Source organism: Pelagibacterium lacus, from assembly GCF_003345525.1.
Lineage (GTDB): Bacteria > Pseudomonadota > Alphaproteobacteria > Rhizobiales > Devosiaceae > Pelagibacterium > Pelagibacterium lacus.
In genome coordinates, this window is sequence record NZ_QQNH01000011.1 from 20,254 (window position 1) to 39,444 (window position 19,191).

Below are 19,191 nucleotides of genomic sequence, written 5' to 3' on the forward strand. Positions count from 1 at the left end.
CAGGCCCCTCAGAACAGCGGCGGAACGGTCATGATCGGCATGATGCCGACCACCATCTGGCCCTCGTTTACCGTGAGCTGCTGGCGCGAAACCCCCTCGGCGTCGGGGCCGCCCAGGACGATCTGGGCGACGGCGGGGTCGCCGATGATCCGGGCGATGCGCCCGGTCACCCCCCGCGAGGTGATGTCCGCATTGGCGTTCAGCAGGCCGGACGAATCGAGGCTGGCCTCGCCCGTGGCGTTGAAGGCCAGTTCCCCCGCCTCGAGATCGAGCCCGCGCAGGGCCAGTTGCCCGCCATAGGCCTGCCAGAAGGCGATGAGATCGGGATCGCCCCACAGTGCCGGATCGGGAACACCGGTCAGGCGGCCATCGACGCTGAGGGTGGCGTTCGAAAGGTCCAGCCGCGCGCTGTCCAGGTCCTCGAAGCTGGAATAGAAATCATAGACCTGCCCGGTGCCCGGCGCCGCATCGCCCGGGGTCGAATCGATCAGATGGATTTCCCCATGCGCCGCGGTCGCCAATTGCTCGTCGCCCATCAGCGTGTCGGAATAGACCAGATCGTCGGCCAGCACCGAAAAGCGGCCGATGGTGCCGTCCTCGATGCGCAGGCTGGCATGCAGGTTCGACCAGTCGAGCTTCTGGGAAGCGCCGGTGAAGGCATCGGTCACATAGGCCGGCCCGGTGGTGAAGACCTGGATATGGAAGGGACGATAGAACAGCGCCGTGCCCGAAATCTCGGGGACCGACACCGAAATATCACCGGATGTGATCCGGGCCTCGGCGCAGTGGGGGGAAAAGGAGAAGGGCGCGCCGCCGACATTCAGCCTTTCGCAGGTGAGGCGAGGCTGGGAGACCCCATCGGCCAGGGCCAGAGCCCCGATTTCGTCGCGGACGATCCCGGCGACATAGAACCAGCCGGCCATCCAGAGGATGGCAACGGCGACGACGGCAATGATCATGATGACGAAGCGCTTCATACCGGTCTCTTACCGGGTTCGGATGCATCCGTCATGGGACAATCTGCGTCGGGGGCCGGCAAACCCCTTTTGCATGGGCCTTGCCGGTCCGGCGCCCCCGTGGCAAGAAAGAGCATCATGAGCTTGTTGTCCGACGCCGCGCCAGCCTGGGTCTTCGGCTATGGTTCGCTGATCTGGCGGCCAGGCTTCGACTATGTCCGGGCCGAGCGGGCCTTGGCGCGGGGCGTGCACCGTCGCCTGTGCATCTATTCTCATCGCTATCGCGGCACGCTGGAGCGGCCCGGGCTGGTGTTCGGGCTCGAACGCGGCGGCTCCTGCGCCGGCATGGGGTTCGAGGTTGCGCCGGAGGCCTGGGGCGCGGTGCGTGAATATCTGCGGGAGCGCGAGCAGGTGACCGGCGTCTATGTCGAGGCGATGCGGCCGATCCGGCTGGTTTCGGGCCTGACGGTGATGGCGCTGACCTTCGTGGCCGATGCCACGCATGCGCAATATGCCGGGCGGCTTGGTCTCGAGGAGCAACTGGCCCTGGTCGAGGGCGCCGTGGGAGAGGCCGGTCCCAACAGCGATTACGTGGCCAACACCGCCAGCCATTTGCGGCAGATGGGGATCATCGACAAACAGGTGGAGATGCTGGCGCAGATGATCGCGGCGCGCCGGGCGGTGGCCTGACCCGGGCCATGGCGTTGCGGCCAATTGGCTGATGATTTTTGCCGCAATTGCGTGCACACTTGCGGCAGATCGATTCCGGGGCATTTCGGGGGGAGTGCGTCGGTTTTGGTGGGTGCCGGGTTCCGGTCGCGCTATTGAGGCCAGATTTGCTCAAACGGTTGTTCGTGACGTCATTGCTTGTCGCGCTTGCGGGCGCCCATCCCGCCTTCGCTCAATCCTGCGAAACTCTCGAGGCGGGACCTTCCGGCCGGGTCGTGTCGATTTCCGATGGCGATACGGTTGATCTCGATACCGGGCTCACCGTGCGCCTGGTCGGTATCCAGGCGCCCAAGCTGCCGCTGGGCCGCGAAGGGTTCGAAGCCTGGCCACTCGGGGACGATGCCAAGGCCCTGATCACCGATTTGGTGCTGGGCGAAGCCGTCACGCTTTACTATGGCGGGGAACGGCGGGACCGGCATGGCAGGGCCCTGGCCCATCTCATGGTCGAAGCCGATGGCGAGCCTCTATGGGTGCAAGAGGAAATGCTTCGGGCCGGGCTGGCCCGGGTCTATTCCTTTGCGGACAATCGGTCCTGCCTCGATCACCTTCTCGCCGCCGAGGCGCAGGCGCGGGCCGATCGGCTGGGCATCTGGCGCGATCCCTATTACGCCATTCGCGATGCCGCCCGGCCGCAAACCATTCCCGATGGAGGGTATGAACTGGTCGAGGGACGGGTGCTCAACGCCGATCGCGTCGGCGGGCGGGTCTTTCTCAATTTCGGGCGCGATTGGCGCACCGATTTCACCCTGGTGGTCGAAAGCCAGGGCCTGCGGGTGTTCGAGAGCGCCGGAATCGACCCGCTCGGTTTTGAAAATACCGTGATCCGGGTGCGCGGATGGGTCGATACACTTGACGGGCCGCGAATGGCTGTTACCCATCCCGAACAAATCGAGCTATTGGCAAGGCCATGACCGAAAGACCGCTTACCCGCCGCGCCTTCCTCGCCGGCACGAGCCTTGTGCTCGTGGCCGGAATCGCCGGCTGTTCGGGCCTGATCGGAGGGTCGAACGTATCCACGCGGCAGACCTCGGGCTCCGCCCCGGCCGTGCCGGCGGGCACCGATCCCGAGGATCGGGTGATCGGGTTGCGCGAGCATCCGCGGATCATCGCCAGTTTCGGCGGCGTCTACGAGCACCGCAAGACCGAACTGATGCTGGCGCGCATGGTGTCCAAGCTCCTGGCCGCCGCCGGCCAGCCCGCCACCCAGTTCACCATCACCATCCTCGATTCCTCGGAAGTCAATGCCTTCGCCTTGCCCGGCGGGTTCATCTATGTGACGCGGGGCATTCTGGCGCTGGCCAATGACATGAGCGAACTCGCCGCCGTGATCAGCCATGAGATCGCCCACGTCACCCTGCGCCATGCGCGGGAACGCTCGGCCAAGGTGCGCCAGTCCGAAATCGTGGACCGGGTGATCACCACCGTGCTGGGCGGCGTCATCGACGCCAACGCCACCGCCGAGCGGTCGGCGCAGTCGCTGGCCGCCTTCTCGCAGAACCAGGAACTCGAAGCCGACCGGGAGGGGATCAAGATCGCGGCGCGGGCTGGTTATGATCCGCATGCGGCGGCGCGGTTTCTCACCGCCATGGGGCGGTTCGCGCAATTCGTGAGCGCCAGCGAAACCGGCAGCGATTTTCTCTCCTCGCACCCCTCGACCCCCAACCGCATCCAGAAGGCGATCGAGGAAGCGCGCAATTACGGCCAGCCTGGACAGGGCGTCACCGATCGGCAGGGCTATCTCAGCACCATCGACGGCATCGATTTCGGCGATTCCACCCGACAGGGCGCCATTGTGGGCCAGCGTTATATCAGCCCGCAGCACAGGCTCACCTTCACGGTGCCCAATACCTATTCACTGCAGATGTCCAATCAGGCGGTGGTCGCGGTGGCCGGGGATGGGGCGGCGCTGCGCTTCGACAGCGCTTCGGTGGCCCCCTCGACGCCGCTGGCCGATTATCTCGCCTCGGGCTGGATTGCCGGCCTGCGGCCCGAAACCATCACCCTGCGCACAGTAAACGGCATCGAGACCGCGACCGGCATCGCCCATACGGACCAGTGGCATTTCAACGTCTCGGTGGCGCGGGTCGAGGGCAATGTGTTCCGCTTCATCTTTGCCGGCAAGGACGACAGCGCGGCCTTCCGCAGCGCCGCCGAACAGACTCTCTCGAGCCTGCGGCGGACGCAGCAATCCGATCTGGCCGCCGTGCGCACCGTACGGCTGGGGCTGGTGACGGCGGGGGCGGGCGACAATGCCGATACGCTCTCCCAGCGCATGCCCCAGCTCAATCGCGGGCGCGAGCTGTTCCTCGTGCTCAACAATCTGCTGCCCGGCGATCCGGTGGATGCGGGCATGCCCTACAAGGTGGTCAGCGTCGCCTGACCGGGCACAAAAAGGCCGGTCGCGGGGACCGGCCTTTTCATAATGTCAGGTCTTTAATCGGCGATCAGGCCGCGGCTTCCTCGGCATCGGCCGCGTCGGTCTTGCCGCGGCGCGGGCTCTTGGCGAGGTTCTTGGTGATCAGCTTGGCCGCTTCGGTGAGGGTCAGCTTGTTCACCGCGCCGATCTCGCGGCTCATGCGGTCCATGGCCTGCTCGAAAAGCTGGCGCTCGGAATAGGACTGTTCCGGCTGGTCGTCGGAGCGATAGAGATCGCGCACCACTTCGGAGATGGAGATCAGGTCGCCCGAATTGATCTTGGCCTCATATTCCTGGGCGCGGCGTGACCACATGGTGCGCTTGACGCGAGCCCGGCCGGTGACCGTCTCGAGCGCCTTGGCGACTTCCTCAGGCTCGGCAAGCTTGCGCATGCCCACGGATTTGATCTTGGCGACGGGCACGCGAAGCGTCAGCTTGTCCTGCTCGAAAGCGATGACGAACAGTTCGAGAGTCAGTCCGGCAATTTCCTGTTCCTCGATCGATTGGATGAGGCCGACACCGTGGGCCGGATAAACGATGTATTCGCCGGTCTTGAACCCCGCACGCTGCGTGGTCTTTTTGGTTGCCATAGTGGCTACTCCTGTTGACGCCGTGGCGGAGGCATTCGTTGCGGCAGATGCCCCTCGCCGATATTTCGGACGATCCCGGAGGATCGGTCTGTCAGTCGTAAAGCTCTCCCGGCCGGCTCCGCTATTCCGGTCAGTTTGGCTGGATTTCTGGTGGATCACAAAAAAAATGCCCACGGGGCACTGGTTAGCGTGAGGGCTGATACAACTGGTTGTGGGAACTATACCACAGTTTAATGACAAAATCAAAAGCTGCGAATCAAGGCGCCGCCACACCCGCACGACGGCTGGTTCACGCAAGCTCGGATATGGGAATCGGGGGCGGAAAATTCAAGCCCGGCCGGTTGACGGCCCTCTTGCGACCCCAACCGATTTGCCAATCGGGGACGAGGTCAGTCGCCTTCGCCGGGTTCTTCGGAGAAGTATTTCTCGAACTTGCCCTCGACGCCGTCCATTTCCTGGGCCTCGGGCAATTCGTCGCGCTTCTCGGTCAGGTTGGGCCAGACATTGGCGTATTTGGCATTGATCTCCAGCCACTTGTCGAGGCCGGACTCGGTGTCGGGCTTGATCGCCTCGGCCGGGCATTCGGGTTCGCACACTCCGCAGTCGATGCATTCGTCGGGGTGGATCACCAGCATGTTCTCACCCTCATAGAAACAGTCGACCGGACAGACTTCGACGCAGTCGGTATATTTGCACTTGATGCAATTGTCGGTGACGACATAAGTCATGAGGCATTCCCGTGAGGCTGGCAGATGTGAGGATAATGGCCAAGCGAATGCTTGCTAAACCCTTTTGCCCCGGCTTTCAAGGCATGGGCATGCCAACTCCATGCGTCAAAACCGATCAGGATTCCGGCTTGGCGAGGTTCGGCGAAATATCCTCGTAAAGTGCCGCCGCGACGGTCGCCGAACCGCGCCGTTCCACGATCGCGGCGATGCGATAGACGCGCAACCGGTTGTGCAACTGGATGGTGAGGCCGTCCCCAGGCCCGACCCGATGATCGCTGGCCAGCACCCGATTGCCGTTGACGCGGACCGCGCCGGATTCGACCAGTTTCTGCGCCAGGGTGCGGGTCTTGGTCACCCGGGCATGCCAAAGCCATTTGTCGAGACGCTGACGGGTCGGCGTCTCGACGGGCACGCCCTATTTCCGGGCCTTGAGCGCGGCGAGCGCGGCAAAGGGGGAATCGGGGTCGATCGGCTTCTCGCGGCGTTCGGGCCGGGGCCGCTCAGGGGAGCGCTGTTCCTCGCGCTGGGGTTTGCCCTGCGGCTTGCCCTTGCCCTTGAACCGCTGCTGGCCTTCGGGGCGAGGAGGGCGATTAGTCTCGCGGCGCGGACCGCGATTGCGCTCCGGACGGCGGCCGGCGGGAAACCAGACCTCGTCATATTCGGGCTCTGCCGGCGCGACCTCCCCGGTGGGCGCCGCTTCCACCGCAGCCGCGCCGGACACGGCCTCAACTGCCGGTTCCGGTGCAGATGCTGCTTGCGCCCCCTCGGGAGGCGTGACGGCCTCGGGTGCGGCCTGGACAATGGCGGTTTCTTCGTCGGCAGGGGCCGCGCCATCGGCCTCCTGGGCCTCCGCCGCGACTTCTGCGGGTGGCGCGATCTCGGCAGCCGGCTTGGGGGTGCGGCGCAGGCGATAGCCGAGGGACCGGAGCACCGAGGCGAAGTCCTCGCCGGCGCAGCCCAGCAGCGAGGTCATTTCCACCGTTACCCGGAAGCCATTGGCTTCCGCCGCCCCGTCGGGCGGCGGGGTATCGACCGGACGATTGGCGTCATAGGCGATCAGCGGGCGGATGATGTCGGCCAGCCGTTCGAGAATGTCGACGCGCACGATGCGCTCCCCGGCCACCTTGAAGCCGGCGACTTCATAGAGCCGCTTGTCGAAGCTGGTGTCGATGGGAAAGGAGGTGCGGCCTGAAAGGATGATCTGGGGCAGTTCGGCGATGCCCGGCTGGCGCACGCCGCCATGCTTGAGCCCCCACAGGATAAGGGCCAGTTCGCGCGGGGCGGGCTTGAGGGTCAGCGGCAGGTAGATGTGGTAGGCGCCGAACTTCACGCCCAGCTTGCGCAGCTTGCCGCGGGTGTCCTGGTCGAGGCCCTTGACCTCCTCGGCGATCGCCGCGCGGGGCAGGATCCCGAGGTTTTCGGCGAGCTGGAAGGCGATGCCGCGCGCCGTGCCTTCGAGTTCGGCCGGCTCGAGCAGGGCTATGAGCTGTTCGAGCTGGGTGTTGATCGTATGGCGCAGCCACAGGGACAGCCGGTCCTCGACCTTTTCGAGGTCGGGGCCGGTGAGGCTTTCATCGGCCAGGATGATGACGCGGGGCGCGTAGAGCGAGGCGCCCTCGGCCAGTTCGGCCACCACTTCGCCGCGCCAGCGGATGACCCCGTCCGAGGCGAGGACGAACTCCTCATTGGGAGCCCCCGCCAGCCGGTCGGCCCGCTTGACGATTTCCGGGGCAACCACGGAGGAGGCGACCGTGCGCAGGTTTTTCGAATCGGCTTCGCCGTCGACGCGTGAAAGCGTGAACCGGAATCCTTGGATCGTGCCGATCACATGGCCTTCGATCGTGAGCTCGCCTTTTTCGGTGATTTGCGGTGATACCATCTGCTTGTCTCTAAGATGACGCATCAACACACTGGTCCGTCGATCCACAAAGCGGGCGATAAGCCGTTCATGCAATGCGTCGGAGAGGGCGTCCTCGATCGCTCGGGTCGTTTCCTGCCAGTGTGTGGGGTCTTCCAGCCAATTCCTGCGGTTAGAAATGAAAGTCCAGGTCCGAATCTGGCGGATTCGGTTGGACAGCGTGTCGATGTCGCCGGTGGTATTGTCGCAGAACCTGACCTGCTCGGCAATCCAGTCGGCATCGATCTTTCCCGATAAGACGAGGCCGGAAAACACCCGGGCCACGATTTCGCCGTGGGCGGCGGGCGAAATGTCGCGATAATCGGGAATCTGGCAGCAGGCCCAGGCCAGTTCCACCTGTTCGCGGGTGCGGGCGAGGTGGCCTTCCTCGCGGCGCATCAGCCATTCGAGGGCCCGCTGGTCGGTGGCCACGGGCACCCGGGTCAGCTGCGGATGGTCGGGCAGGATCTCGAGGCTGGCATGCAGGGCGTCGAGGGAGGCGAAGTCGAGCTCGGCATTGCGCCACTGGAGTTGCTTGACCGGCTCGAAATCATGGGCTTCCAGCCGCTCGATCAGGTCGTCGTCGAAGGCTTCGGTGCCCCCGGTCACCCCGAAGGTGCCGTCGCGCATATGCCGTCCGGCCCGGCCGGCGATCTGGCCGATTTCGGCTGGGGTCAGGGGGCGGAACTGGTGGCCGTCATATTTGCTGTCGGACGCGAAGGCCACATGGGTGACGTCGAGATTGAGCCCCATGCCGATGGCGTCGGTGGCAACGAGGAAATCGACATCGCCGTTTTGGAACAGTTCGACCTGGGCATTGCGGGTGCGCGGGGAGAGCCCGCCCATCACCACGGCGGCGCCGCCCCGCTCGCGGCGCAGCAATTCGGCGATGGCATAGACCTCGGAGGCCGAGAACGCCACGATGGCCGAACGGCGCGGCAGGCGGGAGATTTTCTTCGAGCCGGCCCAGGTGAGTTTTGAAAAGCGCGGTCGGAACTGGATGTCCGCATGGGGCAGCAGCCTGCGGATCACCGGCTCCATGGTCTGGGCGCCCAGCAGCAGGGTTTCCGAGCGGCCGCGGGCGTGGAGGATGCGGTGGGTGAAGACATGCCCGCGGTCGAAATCGGTGGCGGTCTGGACCTCGTCGACGGCGACGAAGTCGGGGGCGAGGTCCATGGGCATGGCCTCGACCGTGGCGACCCAGTAGCGCGCGGATTTGGGGACGATCCGCTCCTCTCCCGTCACCAGCGCTACCGCCGATTCCCCGGCGCGCTCGACGACGCGGGTGTAGACCTCGCGGGCGAGAAGGCGCAAGGGCAGCCCGATCACCCCGGAGCGATAGGCGAGCATACGCTCGATGGCGTAATGGGTCTTGCCTGTATTGGTCGGCCCAAGCACCGCTTTGACGGCCTGGGAGGGAATGAAGGTCATCGGTGGTGGAAGATTCGGCAAAGGGACGGGGTGACGCCAAGGTGGTGTATCAATCCGGGATTGGCAATGGCCTGGCCCGCCGGGAATTTAACACATCGAACGAAAAAAGAACAAATGCAAACCGAATCGCGGATCGAATCACGATCGCGCTTTGTTCCCTACAGCATGTGGGGGTATCGGTGTTCTCCAGCCACAAGTGGGGGCGGGTAGCCGGCGCGGTTGCCGCAATTGGGCCGAAAAGCGTTCACACTGGTTTCCGGCTGGTTAACGGGGACCGTTTCGGGCCATTTCCTAACCGCACGTAAACGCCTGCGGCGCCGAATTTTTTGTCGTGCAAAGGCTTGAGGTGCCGGCGCGCCGGGGCTGCCGGACAACATTTTTACGAAAAACTTCTCGACTGGATCAAAACGGGACAGGGGCGCCTGCCTGCTAAATTACAAAGAAAGATTTGCAAAATATTCTTTGTGATTGTAAAAGTACTCCCTTGTTGCGAGGTCTCCCCATGCGTGAAATTTCCAAGATCGTTCCCGGGCCGCAGGCGCTGAAGGCGCTGACCCATCCGGATCGGCTGAAAATGCTGGGCATCCTGCGGCTCGAGGGGCCGCAGACGGCGACCGGGCTCGCCGCCCGGCTGGGGCTCAATTCAGGGGCTACGAGCTATCATCTGCGCCAGCTTGCCCATCATGGCTTTATCGAGACCGATGCCGAACGCGGCAATCGGCGGGAGCGCTGGTGGAAGGCCCGGCACGAATCGACCCTCATCGAGCCGGCGGAAGCCGAGGGGGAGGCGTACGACGCCTCCATGGCCATGATGCAGGCGGTGATCAGCCATCACGCGGCGGCCATGCAGCGGGCGCACGAGCATTTTTCCGCCCTGCCGCTCGATTGGCGCAAGGCACAGACCTTTTCCGATTTCACCATTCCCCTTTCGCCGCAGGCGGCAAAGGAGCTGATGGATCGCCTGCACGCCATCCTCTGGGCCGCCAAGGAGGAGGCGCCGGAGCCCGGCGCGCCGCTGCCCGAGGGCTGGCGGCCGTTCACCGTGCATCTGCATGGGTTCCCCCATGTCCCGCCGGGCAAGGGAGAGGCGTGATGGGCGGCCGATACGCGTTTCTGGCCCTGGCCACGGCGCAGACCTTTTCGCTGTCCGGCACGCGGCTGTCGATGATCGCCATTCCCTGGCTGGTGCTGACGCTGACCGGGGACCCGGTGCTGACCGGCGCGGTCGCCTTCGCCGAGATGGCGCCCTATGTGCTGGCCAAGGCGCTGGGCGGGCCGCTGATCGACAGGATCGGCCCGAGGCGCATTTCGCTGCTGGGCGATCTGGGGTCGCTGGCCGCCATAGCCATGGTGCCGCTGCTGCACGCGTCCGGGGTCTTGAGCATGCCGGCGCTGATCGCGCTCGTCGTGGTGCTGGGAACGCTGCGTGGGCCGGCCGATGCGGCCAAGCAGGCGATGATTCCCGCGGTGGCGCGGGCCGGTGGCCTGTCGCTTGAGCGGACCACCGGAGTGATGGGGACCATCGACCGGCTCGCCGGCATGATGGGCGCGGCGCTGGCCGGGGCGCTGGTCGCGGCCCTTGGCGCCGCTCCGGCCCTGGTCTTTACCGCCATCACCTTCGGATTGTCGGCGCTCACCATCGCCCTTGGGCTTTCGGGCCTGTCCCGGAACCGGCGAGAGGCCCGGGAGCCCGCCGCGGGCTATGGCCGCCAGTTGCGCGAGGGGTTCGACTTTTTGCGCGGCGACGCCCTGCTGGTTTCCATCGCCGCGATGATCGCTATGACCAACCTCTTGGATCAGGCCTATGGAGCCGTGCTCGTGCCGGTCTGGGCCGCCAGCAGCGGGCAGGGCGTGGCCGTATTGGGACTGGTGTTCGCGGTCTTTTCCGGCTTTTCCGTGCTCGGCTCGATCCTCGCCGCCGCCTTTGGCGAAAGACTGCCCCGGCTGCCGGTCTATGTCGGCGCCTTCCTCATGATCGGCCTGCCGCGCTACGCGGTGTTCGCCTTCGACGTGCCGCTGGAGGCGGTGCTGGCTGTCCTGGCGGTGGGCGGATTTTCATCCGGGTTCATCAACCCGATCGTTTCGGCGGTGATTCTGGAGCGCATCCCCGAACATCTGATCGGGCGGGTGTCGTCGCTGGTCACTGCCTCGGCCTGGGCGCTGATGCCATTCGGCGGCCTTCTGGGCGGCGCGTTGATCGCCGGCGTCGGGCTGGACGCGACCCTGCTCGGCTTCGGCCTGGTCTATCTCGCCATCACGCTGGCGCCGTTGACGCTCAAGAGCTTTCGGGGATTTTCGCGGCGGCCGGGCGTGGTGGACGGCTGAGGCCGCAGCCTATTCCAACCCGACCAGCACCATGGAGATATCGCCAAAGCTCGATCCCATCAGCACGCGATAGGGGATGAAGAAGCCCGACTGGCCCAGCGGCATGTACCAGGCCAGCATGCGGTTGGAATTGGCCAGATAGTTGGTGATGTCCGAGGAGGTGAAATGGCCCGAGATCGGGCGGTAGCGCATGGCGCACAGGACCACCGGGCCCTGATAGGCGGTGCGGCTCGAGGTCGCTTCCTGCATCTCGACATAGGAGAGCGCCATGTCGAAGCGCTCGATGCCGGTGAAGATGTTGAGGGTGCGGTTGCACAGCGAGCCGTCAAGCGAGGACCCACGGAAGATGAAGGCGGCAAGAGGGTCGTTCACCCCGGAGCGATGCCCCGCCGTCACCGGTACGCGGTCGGGATTGTCTTCGAGCGGCGGGGTCACGTCCCAGCCGGTGGCATTGCCGCCCGCATAGGCGGTGGATAGCGCGAAGCGCTCCGCCTGGGCGCGGGTTTCGAGATAGAAGCGGTTCGAGCGCAGGCCGCTATTGGTGATCGCCCCGCCGGAATTGACCGCGCCCGAGCCCTGTGCGAGCACTTGGGCCAGCCCGGCCACATCGGCGGCGAGGTCGAGCTGATAGGACGCACCTTCCGTCGCCAGGCGGATCGAGACATTGGCCACATTGATGCCGCCGACCGAGACCACATAGGTGGCGATCGAACCATCCTGTTGCGCCGTGGCCGGCCCGGCAAGGCCCAGGACGAGGGAAAGCGAAAGGGCGAGGCGGAAGGGGGAAAAGCGTTTCACGCGTGAAGAACTCGATTGCTGGGGTTGCCGCACTGCCGATCCGCCGAGCACCGAATCAGACATTCGGACAGGTTGCCTGCTGGGAGTCCCGCTGTCCAGCGCTTCACCGGTCAAAATGGCTGCGGGCGCTTGACGGACAGGGCTGGTTTCTCTATATCCCCGGCCAAACTTTCTTCCAGCGGCGCGGTGCTGCGGAAAGGTGGGTTCCGCTTTTCCGGCTCGGCAACGCGACCCGATGATAACGAAAACCCAGACCGGACCAAGGGAACATGCCCTGGTGTCCGGCATTGCGATTGACAGGATTAGACAAATGGCACGGCGTTGTGAACTCACCGGCAAGGGCGTGATGACCGGCAACAATGTGAGCCACGCGCTCAACCGGACCCGCCGCCGCTTTCTGCCCAACCTCTGCGACGTGACGCTGCTTTCCGAAGCGCTCGATCGCCCGGTCAAGCTGCGTGTTTCCGCCGCTGCCCTGCGCACGGTCGAGCACCGCGGTGGCCTCGATGCTTTCCTCATGAAGGCCAAGGACGTGGAACTTTCCGATCGCGCCCTCGGCATCAAGAAGGAAATCCGCGCCGCCCTCGCCAGCTAAACCGCTCGCGCGATCAGCAGAGGTTCCGGCCGAAAACAGGCCGGAGAGATTTCGCGCCGCGTCGGGCGAGGCTCGACGCGGCGTTTTCATGGAATGCACCGGCCACCTGCCGGAAACGCAGCCATACCAGCCGGGGCCTAGGGCCCCCGATCAGCAGTCCGGCGGTCATTTGCCGCTTGGGGAAAGGAGAACGCAGATGAGCGTTCGCTTCTTGTGGGCCGTCCTGGCCATGGCGGTGGTGGTTACCGCCTCGAACTATCTGGTTCAATTTCCCGTGGAGGGGCAGGTCGGCGCGCTCGATCTGGCCGAGATCCTCACCTGGGGCGCCTTCACCTATCCGGTGGCTTTCCTCGTCAACGACCTCACCAATCGCCGTTTCGGGCCCATGGCGGCGCGCAAGGTCGTGCTGGTGGGCTTCGCCATCGCGGTGGGGATGAGCGTCATTCTCGCCACCCCGCGCATCGCCATGGCTTCGGGCGCCGCGTTTCTCTTTGCCCAATTGCTCGATACGGCGATCTTCAGCCGGTTGCGGGCGCAGCGCTGGTGGAAGGCCCCGCTCTTCGCTTCGATGGCCGGGTCGGTGATCGATACGCTTTTGTTCTTCGGCATCGCTTTTTCGGCGCGCTTTGCCTTCATCGACGCCGCGCTGGGCCTGCCCGATTCCTCGCTGGCCTTTCCGGTGCCGCTGTTGTCGCTCTTCCCGCTCGAGGTGCCGCTCTGGGTCTCGCTGGCCCTGGGGGACTTCACCGTCAAGTTGCTGATGGCCTTCGTGCTGCTGGCACCCTACCGCGCCCTGCTCAACCGCATCCCCGACCGCTTCGCCGGGGCTACGGCCTGAACGGGAAAGGGCGCCTCGGCGCCCTTTTCATTTGTCCTTGAGATAGGCGACGAGGAGGTCGCGCGCCGCCAGAAGGTCGGTCTTGTCGATCATCTCGGCCACCGTATGGATATAGCGGGTGCCGACCGCGATGCCGATGGCCCGGGCGCCGGCGGCAGCCTGCTGGGCGGCCGAGCTGTCCGAGCCGCCGGCCGTGAGGATGGTGCGCTGGAAAGGGATCTTCTCCCTCACGGCCACGGCCTCGAACTCATCGACCAGATCGAGATCGGCGATGAACGAGCTGTCCTTGATGTGCAGGCCCACGCCCTTTCCGAGCATGGTCACCGTCTCGTTCTCGGGCACGCCCGGGGTGTCGCAGGCAAGGGTGGTGTCCACGCCGATGCCGATATCGGGCCGCACCGCAAAGGACGCTGCCTTGGCGCCGCGGCATCCCACTTCCTCCTGGGTGGTGAAGGCGACATGGATTTCGCAGGCGTGGTCGACGCCGCTCCGCTCGAGAGCCCGGATCGTCTCGATCCCCAGCCAGCACGCCATGCGGTTGTCCAGCGCCTTGGAGACGATGCGGTCGCCCATTTCCACCAGCGGCTCGTCCATGACGATGAAATCGCCCACATGCACCTTGGAGCGCGTTTCGGCTCCCAGCCCGATATCGACGAAGAATTCCTTGACCGGCGGCACCTTCTTGCGGTCCTCGGGCGAGGAAATGTGCAAGGGGCGGCCGCCGGCATTCATCACGCCGGGATAGTCGCCGTCGCGGGTGCAGACCTTGACGCGCCGGGCGAACAGGGTGCGCGGGTCGAAGCCGCCCACATTGTCGATATGGATCCAGCCCTTCTCGCTCACATGGGTGACGAGGAAACCGATCTCGTCCATATGGCACAGCAGCATGACCTTGAGGGGCTTGTCCGCCTGGGTGCGCGAGCGGCGCACGCAGAGCAGCGAGCCCATGGAATCGGTGGTCACCTCATCGAACAGCCCGGCGATCTCGGTTTCGATCAGTTTGCGCACCCGGTGCTCGCGGCCCGGCACGCCGGGGGTTTCGCACAACTGGCGGAGCAGTTCGATATTCATCGGTCGGCCTCGTCTTGGGGAAGGGAGAATTCGAGCAGCAGCGTGCGCTGCAGGCCCAGGAAATTGTCGTCGGAAACGATGGTGATGCGTTCGCTGCCATCGGGCAAGATGCGGGTGGCGATGCCTTCGAAATTGTCCACATCCCCGCCCGAGGCGCGCAGGATCACCTCGCCGGTCATCATGGCGCCAGGGCGGACCTCCTCGGCCGGGATCAGCCTGATCTGCACGGTAAAGGTGAGGAACATGAAGGACCGTTCCACGACCAGAAGGTCGCCATTGGCGAGGAAGGCGCAATCGGTGGGGTTGACCCGGCCCTGTTGTGCGAGGTGCAGGTCGCCGCGATCGCGAACGCCCAGAAGCGTCGCGGCCCAGCTGCCGGGCTCCAGCGAATGCCCCTCGGTGATCAGGAGTGTGGAGCCGGCCACCGGGGAGGCGGGCGGCGCCATGCACAGGGATTCGATGGTTTCGTTGGTGCGCAGCCGGGACAGCCAGTCGGGAATGGCGATCTCGGTCGCCGGGCCCTCGGGGCGGCCATCGACAAGGGAGAATTCGGCCACCCGGGTCAGGTTCTCGAAGCCGACCCGCACGGCGTCGGGCCGTCCGTTGCGGAACACTACGTCGATCGATTCGGAATCGCGGGCGAATTTGCGCGGCAGGGGCTGGCCGCTCGAATTGAGGATGGCATCGATCTCGACATTGTCGAGCGCCGCCGGGCGCCCCTCGTCCAGCATCAGGTCGCCGGAAACGAAATGGCCTTCATCGGTGACCATGACGAGGCGGGTGTCGCTGGCAAAGCTCAGACCGGAAAGGCCGCCGAACCCGGGATGGCCGGAGGCCAGTTGCAGGCCGCCGTGATAGACGAGGCCGTCGATCGTCCCGCCGGGGGAGACGCCCATGAAGCGCTCGATGGGCCGCGCCGTGACGATGATCGATTCGGCCGATAGCGATTGGGCGGAAACGGACCCGGCCGCAAGCAGCAGGCCCAGGCCCAGGAGCGTGCCGCGCCGGATCAGCGCCGCCTCCGGGCCGCACCGGGAAGTTCCTCGTCGAACAGGTCGGCGAGGTTGTCGGTCATGGCGCCGGCCAACTCGTCAGCGTCCAGAATGGTCACCGCGCGGCGATAATACCGCGTCACGTCATGGCCGATGCCGATGGCCACCAATTGCACCGGCGAGCGGGTTTCGATGTCCTCGATCACGGCGCGCAGATGGGCTTCGAGATAATTGCCCGGATTGACGCTCTGGGTGGAATCGTCGACCGGCGCGCCATCCGAGATCACCATCAGGATGCGCCGGTTCTCCGGCCGGTTGACGATGCGCTTATGCGCCCATTGCAGGGCCTCGCCGTCGATGTTCTCCTTGAGCAGGCCCTCGCGCATCATCAGCCCGAGATTGCGCTTGGCGTGCCGCCAGGGCTCGTCGGCGCTCTTGTAGATGATATGGCGGATGTCGTTGACCCGGCCCGGATTGGGCGGGCGTCCGGCGTCGAGCCAGGCTTCGCGGCTCTTGCCGCCCTTCCAGGCGCGGGTGGTGAAGCCGAGGATTTCCACCTTCACCCCGCAGCGCTCCAGCGTGCGCGCGAGGATGTCGCCGCAGATCGCCGCGATGGTGATGGGGCGTCCGCGCATCGAACCGGAATTGTCGATGAGCAGCGTCACCACCGTGTCGCGGAATTCGGCGTCGCGCTCCTCCTTGAACGAGAGCGCCTGCAGCGGATCGGTCACCACGCGGGTGAGGCGGGCGGTATCGAGAATGCCTTCCTCGAGGTCGAAATCCCAGCCGCGATTCTGCTGCGCCAGGAGGCGGCGCTGCAATTTGTTGGCCAGCCGCGCCACGGCGCCGGCCAGGTGTTCGAGCTGCTTGTCGAGCAATTGCCGCAACTGGTCGAGCTCTTCGGGCGGGCAGAGATCTGCGGCCGAGACGATCTCGTCGAACTTGTCGGTGAAGATCTTGTAGGTCGGTTGGTTGGAGAGCCGGTGCTCGGCCTCGCCCTGGGGCGGAGGCGCGGGGGAATCCTCGCCCGCATCGGCCTGGGCTTCCTCGTCGCTGTCGGCGGTGTCGGCCTCCAGTCCCTCGACGTCGCCGGTTTCCTCATGCTCGCCGGGGGATTCCTCGGTTCCCTCCATGTCGGCATTGTCGGCGTCGCCCTCCTGCTGCTCCTCGTCCCCGTTCATCGCCTGGTTGTTCTGGGCGTCCTGCTCGGAAGAATCCGAGGAGTCGGGATCGAGGTCGTCGGGATCGGATTCGGCCAGAAGGTCGAGATCGCGCAGGATCGAGCGGGCCCGGCGCGAATATTCCGTCTGATCGTCCAGGTGCTGGGCGAGTTCTTCGAGCGAGGTGCCGAGCTTTTGCGCGATCTTCTCGCGCCAGAGATCGACCAGCGGCGTGCCCGAGGGCGGGACGGGGATGCCGGCGACCTTTTCGCGCATCATCAGCCCCAGCGCCTCGGCCAGGGGCGCGTCGGCGATGTCGGTCACATTGGCGTAATTGGCCCGGAACAGCCGGTCCTCGATCATCTCGGCGATATTGCCGCTCATCCCGGCCATGCGCATGCAGCCCAGCGATTCCACGCGGGCCTGTTCCAGCGCGTCGAAGGCTGCCTTGGCGTCGGGGTCGCGGGGCGCCATCCTGCGATGGGTCTCGGCGTCGTGGCTGGCCAGGCGCATGGCCATGGCGTCTCCCTGGCCGCGGGCCACCGCGATGTCGCGGCGGGTCGGCAGGCGGGGCAGGGCGGCGAGCCGGGCCTTGTCGCTTGTAAGGATGGGGCGGTCGGCGGTGAAGCTCACCTCGAGGTCGGTGCGGCCCGCAATGGTGCGCATGGCCGCGCCCACCGCCGCCTTGAAGGGGCCGGTGGGGTCGGGCTTGTTGGCTTTGCTGCGCGGGGGCTGGGCCATGGTCAGGCAGGTCTTACGCCGAAATCGCCAGGTTGGCGGCGGATTCGGGCAGGTCCACCCCGAACACGCGCTGGTAGAATTCGGCGACCACCGGACGCTCGAGCTCATCGCATTTGTTCAGGAAGGTCAGCCGGAAGGCAAAGCCGATATCGCCGAAGATCTCGGCATTCTCGGCCCAGGTGATCACGGCGCGCGGGCTCATCACGGTGGAGAGATCGCCATTGATGAAGGCCGAGCGGGTGAGATCGGCGACGCGGACCATGTTGGAGACCAGCTTGCGGCCCTCTTCGGTCTGGTTGTAGCTCTTGGCCTTGGCGAGGACGATGCCGACTTCCTTTTCGTGCGGCAGGTAGTTGAGCGTCACGACGATCGACCAGCGGTCCATCTGGCCCTGGTTGATCTGCTGGGTGCCGTGATAAAGCCCCGAGGTGTCGCCCAGCCCGATGGTATTGGTGGTGGAGAACAGGCGGAAGGCCGGGTGCGGGCGGATGACGCGGTTCTGGTCGAGCAGGGTCAGGCGGCCGGAAACCTCGAGCACGCGCTGGATGACGAACATCACGTCCGGACGACCGGCATCGTATTCGTCGAACACCAGGGCGACATTGTTCTGCACCGCCCAGGGCAGGATGCCGTCGCGGAACTCGGTGACCTGCTTGCCGTCCTTCAAAACGATGGCGTCCTTGCCCACGAGGTCGATACGCGAGACGTGGCTGTCGAGGTTGACGCGGACCAGCGGCCAGTTCAGCCGCGCCGCGACCTGCTCGATATGGGTCGACTTGCCGGTGCCGTGATAGCCTTGCACCATGACGCGGCGGTTGAAGGCGAAGCCGGCGAGAATGGCGAGGGTGGTGTTGCGATCGAACAGATAGTCCGGATCGATCTCGGGCACGTGGTCGGTGCGGTCCTTATATCCCTTGACCATCATGTCGCTGTCGATCCCGAAAAGATCGCGGACGGAATATTGGGTGTCGGGCAGGTGGGAGAACTCAGTCATATTGGCCTCGTTACGAGCGGCATCGGGCGCGTTTTTCCGATGCTGAAGGCGCGGTCTCGTCGCGTCTGAAGGGAAAAAGTCGGAGCGCTTATAGCAACAGGTCTGCCATAAACCCAGAGCCGGGGGGAACGCAAGCGGCGCGCGACAATCAAACCCTAGACAAAGCCGCGCTGCTTGAGATGGTTGTAGGCGGAAATGATGTTGCGCAGCCGGTCTTCCGAGCCCTTGTCGCCGCCATTGGCGTCGGGGTGGTGGAGCTTGACCAGCGCCTTATAGGACGATTTGATCTCCGCCGATGCGCGGCGGCCGTCAAAGCCCAGCACTTCGAACGCGGTCCTGTCCTGCCCGGTCAGAGTGATCTCGCGCTCGCGGGGTTCTCCCCCGGCGCCGCCATTGGCGCGCGAGCGCAGCCGGGCGAACAGATGGTTGGGGTCGTGGAACTTGCGCCCGGTATAGTCGCGGCTCTTGAACCGCTTGGGCTGCGGATTGGACTTGCCGAACCGGTTCGAGCCGAATGCCCAGGTCTCCTTGGCGCCGGGGGCGTTCATTTTCGTGGCATGGTTGGCGATCTCTTCGTCGTTCATGCCGGCGAAATAATTATAGGCCTTGTTGTAATGGCGCACATGCTCGAGGCAGAAATTGTGGAACTGGCCCGCCGCCCGCGCGCCCTTGGGGGCCTTGTGCTGTCCGGGATTGTCGCACCCCTCCCATTCGCAGGCCGGATGGGGCTGCGTCTCGCCATCCTCGGCGGTCCCGCGACGGGGTTTGATGCGGACGGAATCGAAGATCTTGGACTTGGTATTTATCGTCATCGAACTGGATAGTGACCTTTTCGTCGTGGCCTTGCGCAATCAAAGCGCGTGATCATATACCGTTTGCAGCCGGTTCGCCCGGTTCAAATTGTCTTATTTGCCCATAGGAGCGGTTGACA

The 19,191-nt window shown here is 65.2% G+C and carries 18 protein-coding genes; 7 read left to right on the forward strand and 11 right to left on the reverse strand.

The features are described 5' to 3' along the window. Positions 1-8 precede the first annotated feature (8 nt). Complete coding sequence (locus DVH29_RS09450; RefSeq protein ID WP_114645934.1) at positions 9-977, reverse strand: DUF2125 domain-containing protein; 969 nt, start codon at positions 975-977, stop codon at positions 9-11. A 117-nt stretch (positions 978-1,094) separates the two neighbouring features. On the opposite strand from DVH29_RS09450, the gene DVH29_RS09455 reads away from it, so the two are divergent. The 3 genes from DVH29_RS09455 to DVH29_RS09465 all read left to right on the forward strand — a co-directional run bounded on the left by DVH29_RS09455 (position 1,095) and on the right by DVH29_RS09465 (position 4,065). After that, entirely contained in the window at positions 1,095-1,646 is a 552-nt protein-coding gene (locus DVH29_RS09455; protein ID WP_114645935.1) for a gamma-glutamylcyclotransferase, read from the forward strand. A 164-nt stretch (positions 1,647-1,810) separates the two neighbouring features. Then, positions 1,811-2,596, forward strand: coding sequence for a thermonuclease family protein (locus tag DVH29_RS09460; protein WP_245944943.1), 786 nt, complete (start codon positions 1,811-1,813; stop codon positions 2,594-2,596). Next, the gene (locus DVH29_RS09465) at positions 2,593-4,065 is read left to right on the forward strand and encodes a M48 family metalloprotease (RefSeq protein WP_114645937.1); all 1,473 of its coding nucleotides are present in this window, start codon (positions 2,593-2,595) and stop codon (positions 4,063-4,065) included. Before DVH29_RS09460 ends, DVH29_RS09465 begins: the two co-directional genes overlap by 4 nt. A gap of 64 nt (positions 4,066-4,129) precedes the next feature. Here the strand turns inward: DVH29_RS09465 and DVH29_RS09470 are convergent, their stop codons facing one another. The 4 genes from DVH29_RS09470 to DVH29_RS09485 form a co-directional block, all read right to left on the reverse strand. Then, a complete protein-coding gene (locus DVH29_RS09470; RefSeq protein ID WP_114645938.1) occupies positions 4,130-4,690 on the reverse strand; it encodes a CarD family transcriptional regulator in 561 nt (186 codons plus the stop codon). A gap of 389 nt (positions 4,691-5,079) precedes the next feature. Beyond that, a complete protein-coding gene (gene fdxA, locus DVH29_RS09475) occupies positions 5,080-5,418 on the reverse strand; it encodes a ferredoxin FdxA (protein ID WP_114645939.1) in 339 nt (112 codons plus the stop codon). Between the two features lie 115 nt (positions 5,419-5,533). After that, the gene (locus tag DVH29_RS09480; protein WP_114645940.1) at positions 5,534-5,830 is read right to left on the reverse strand and encodes an RNA-binding S4 domain-containing protein; all 297 of its coding nucleotides are present in this window, start codon (positions 5,828-5,830) and stop codon (positions 5,534-5,536) included. A 3-nt stretch (positions 5,831-5,833) separates the two neighbouring features. After that, positions 5,834-8,746, reverse strand: a complete 2,913-nt coding sequence (locus DVH29_RS09485) for a helicase-related protein (protein WP_114645941.1) — start codon at positions 8,744-8,746, stop codon at positions 5,834-5,836. Between the two features lie 502 nt (positions 8,747-9,248). Between DVH29_RS09485 and DVH29_RS09490 the strand changes: the two genes are divergently transcribed. Next, a complete protein-coding gene (locus tag DVH29_RS09490; RefSeq protein ID WP_114645942.1) occupies positions 9,249-9,839 on the forward strand; it encodes an ArsR/SmtB family transcription factor in 591 nt (196 codons plus the stop codon). Beyond that, a complete protein-coding gene (locus DVH29_RS09495; RefSeq protein ID WP_114645943.1) occupies positions 9,839-11,071 on the forward strand; it encodes an MFS transporter in 1,233 nt (410 codons plus the stop codon). The genes DVH29_RS09490 and DVH29_RS09495 overlap by 1 nt, the downstream gene beginning before the upstream one ends. Before the next feature lie 9 nt (positions 11,072-11,080). Here DVH29_RS09495 and DVH29_RS09500 read toward each other — a convergent pair whose 3' ends face one another. After that, positions 11,081-11,869, reverse strand: coding sequence for a DUF3108 domain-containing protein (locus tag DVH29_RS09500; protein WP_158541623.1), 789 nt, complete (start codon positions 11,867-11,869; stop codon positions 11,081-11,083). 310 nt (positions 11,870-12,179) lie between these two features. On the opposite strand from DVH29_RS09500, the gene rpmB reads away from it, so the two are divergent. Both rpmB and DVH29_RS09510 read left to right on the forward strand, forming a co-directional pair. Continuing rightward, positions 12,180-12,464 carry a 50S ribosomal protein L28 gene (gene rpmB, locus DVH29_RS09505; RefSeq protein WP_114645945.1) on the forward strand — a complete coding sequence of 95 codons (285 nt, stop codon included), beginning with the start codon at positions 12,180-12,182 and terminating at the stop codon, positions 12,462-12,464. A 196-nt stretch (positions 12,465-12,660) separates the two neighbouring features. Next, complete coding sequence (locus tag DVH29_RS09510; RefSeq protein ID WP_199562562.1) at positions 12,661-13,302, forward strand: VUT family protein; 642 nt, start codon at positions 12,661-12,663, stop codon at positions 13,300-13,302. 27 nt (positions 13,303-13,329) lie between these two features. Here DVH29_RS09510 and DVH29_RS09515 read toward each other — a convergent pair whose 3' ends face one another. The 5 genes from DVH29_RS09515 to DVH29_RS09535 all read right to left on the reverse strand — a co-directional run bounded on the left by DVH29_RS09515 (position 13,330) and on the right by DVH29_RS09535 (position 19,072). Next, entirely contained in the window at positions 13,330-14,373 is a 1,044-nt protein-coding gene (locus DVH29_RS09515; RefSeq protein ID WP_114645946.1) for a M42 family metallopeptidase, read from the reverse strand. Then, positions 14,370-15,269: an esterase-like activity of phytase family protein gene (locus DVH29_RS09520; protein ID WP_114645947.1), complete on the reverse strand. Its 900-nt coding sequence runs from the start codon at positions 15,267-15,269 to the stop codon at positions 14,370-14,372. Before DVH29_RS09520 ends, DVH29_RS09515 begins: the two co-directional genes overlap by 4 nt. 113 nt (positions 15,270-15,382) lie before the next feature. Beyond that, a complete protein-coding gene (gene cobT, locus DVH29_RS09525; RefSeq protein WP_114645948.1) occupies positions 15,383-17,266 on the reverse strand; it encodes a cobaltochelatase subunit CobT in 1,884 nt (627 codons plus the stop codon). A 13-nt stretch (positions 17,267-17,279) separates the two neighbouring features. Continuing rightward, entirely contained in the window at positions 17,280-18,260 is a 981-nt protein-coding gene (cobS, locus tag DVH29_RS09530; RefSeq protein WP_114645949.1) for a cobaltochelatase subunit CobS, read from the reverse strand. 155 nt (positions 18,261-18,415) lie between these two features. Continuing rightward, positions 18,416-19,072 carry a J domain-containing protein gene (locus DVH29_RS09535; RefSeq protein WP_114645950.1) on the reverse strand — a complete coding sequence of 219 codons (657 nt, stop codon included), beginning with the start codon at positions 19,070-19,072 and terminating at the stop codon, positions 18,416-18,418. Positions 19,073-19,191: the final 119 nt, after the last annotated feature.

Excerpts from the sequence above, each read along its gene's own strand:
- DVH29_RS09450 (WP_114645934.1), bottom strand. The coding sequence starts at position 977 with ATGAAGCGCTTCGTCATCATGATCATTGCCGTCGTCGCCGTTGCCATC.
- DVH29_RS09455 (WP_114645935.1), top strand. The coding sequence starts at position 1,095 with ATGAGCTTGTTGTCCGACGCCGCGCCAGCCTGGGTCTTCGGCTATGGT.
- DVH29_RS09465 (WP_114645937.1), top strand. The coding sequence starts at position 2,593 with ATGACCGAAAGACCGCTTACCCGCCGCGCCTTCCTCGCCGGCACGAGC.
- DVH29_RS09470 (WP_114645938.1), bottom strand. The coding sequence starts at position 4,690 with ATGGCAACCAAAAAGACCACGCAGCGTGCGGGGTTCAAGACCGGCGAA.
- fdxA (WP_114645939.1), bottom strand. The coding sequence starts at position 5,418 with ATGACTTATGTCGTCACCGACAATTGCATCAAGTGCAAATATACCGAC.
- DVH29_RS09485 (WP_114645941.1), bottom strand. The coding sequence starts at position 8,746 with ATGACCTTCATTCCCTCCCAGGCCGTCAAAGCGGTGCTTGGGCCGACC.
- DVH29_RS09490 (WP_114645942.1), top strand. The coding sequence starts at position 9,249 with ATGCGTGAAATTTCCAAGATCGTTCCCGGGCCGCAGGCGCTGAAGGCG.
- DVH29_RS09495 (WP_114645943.1), top strand. The coding sequence starts at position 9,839 with ATGGGCGGCCGATACGCGTTTCTGGCCCTGGCCACGGCGCAGACCTTT.
- rpmB (WP_114645945.1), top strand. The coding sequence starts at position 12,180 with ATGGCACGGCGTTGTGAACTCACCGGCAAGGGCGTGATGACCGGCAAC.
- DVH29_RS09510 (WP_199562562.1), top strand. The coding sequence starts at position 12,661 with ATGAGCGTTCGCTTCTTGTGGGCCGTCCTGGCCATGGCGGTGGTGGTT.
- DVH29_RS09515 (WP_114645946.1), bottom strand. The coding sequence starts at position 14,373 with ATGAATATCGAACTGCTCCGCCAGTTGTGCGAAACCCCCGGCGTGCCG.
- DVH29_RS09520 (WP_114645947.1), bottom strand. The coding sequence starts at position 15,269 with ATGGGCGTCTCCCCCGGCGGGACGATCGACGGCCTCGTCTATCACGGC.
- cobT (WP_114645948.1), bottom strand. The coding sequence starts at position 17,266 with ATGGCCCAGCCCCCGCGCAGCAAAGCCAACAAGCCCGACCCCACCGGC.
- cobS (WP_114645949.1), bottom strand. The coding sequence starts at position 18,260 with ATGACTGAGTTCTCCCACCTGCCCGACACCCAATATTCCGTCCGCGAT.
- DVH29_RS09535 (WP_114645950.1), bottom strand. The coding sequence starts at position 19,072 with ATGACGATAAATACCAAGTCCAAGATCTTCGATTCCGTCCGCATCAAA.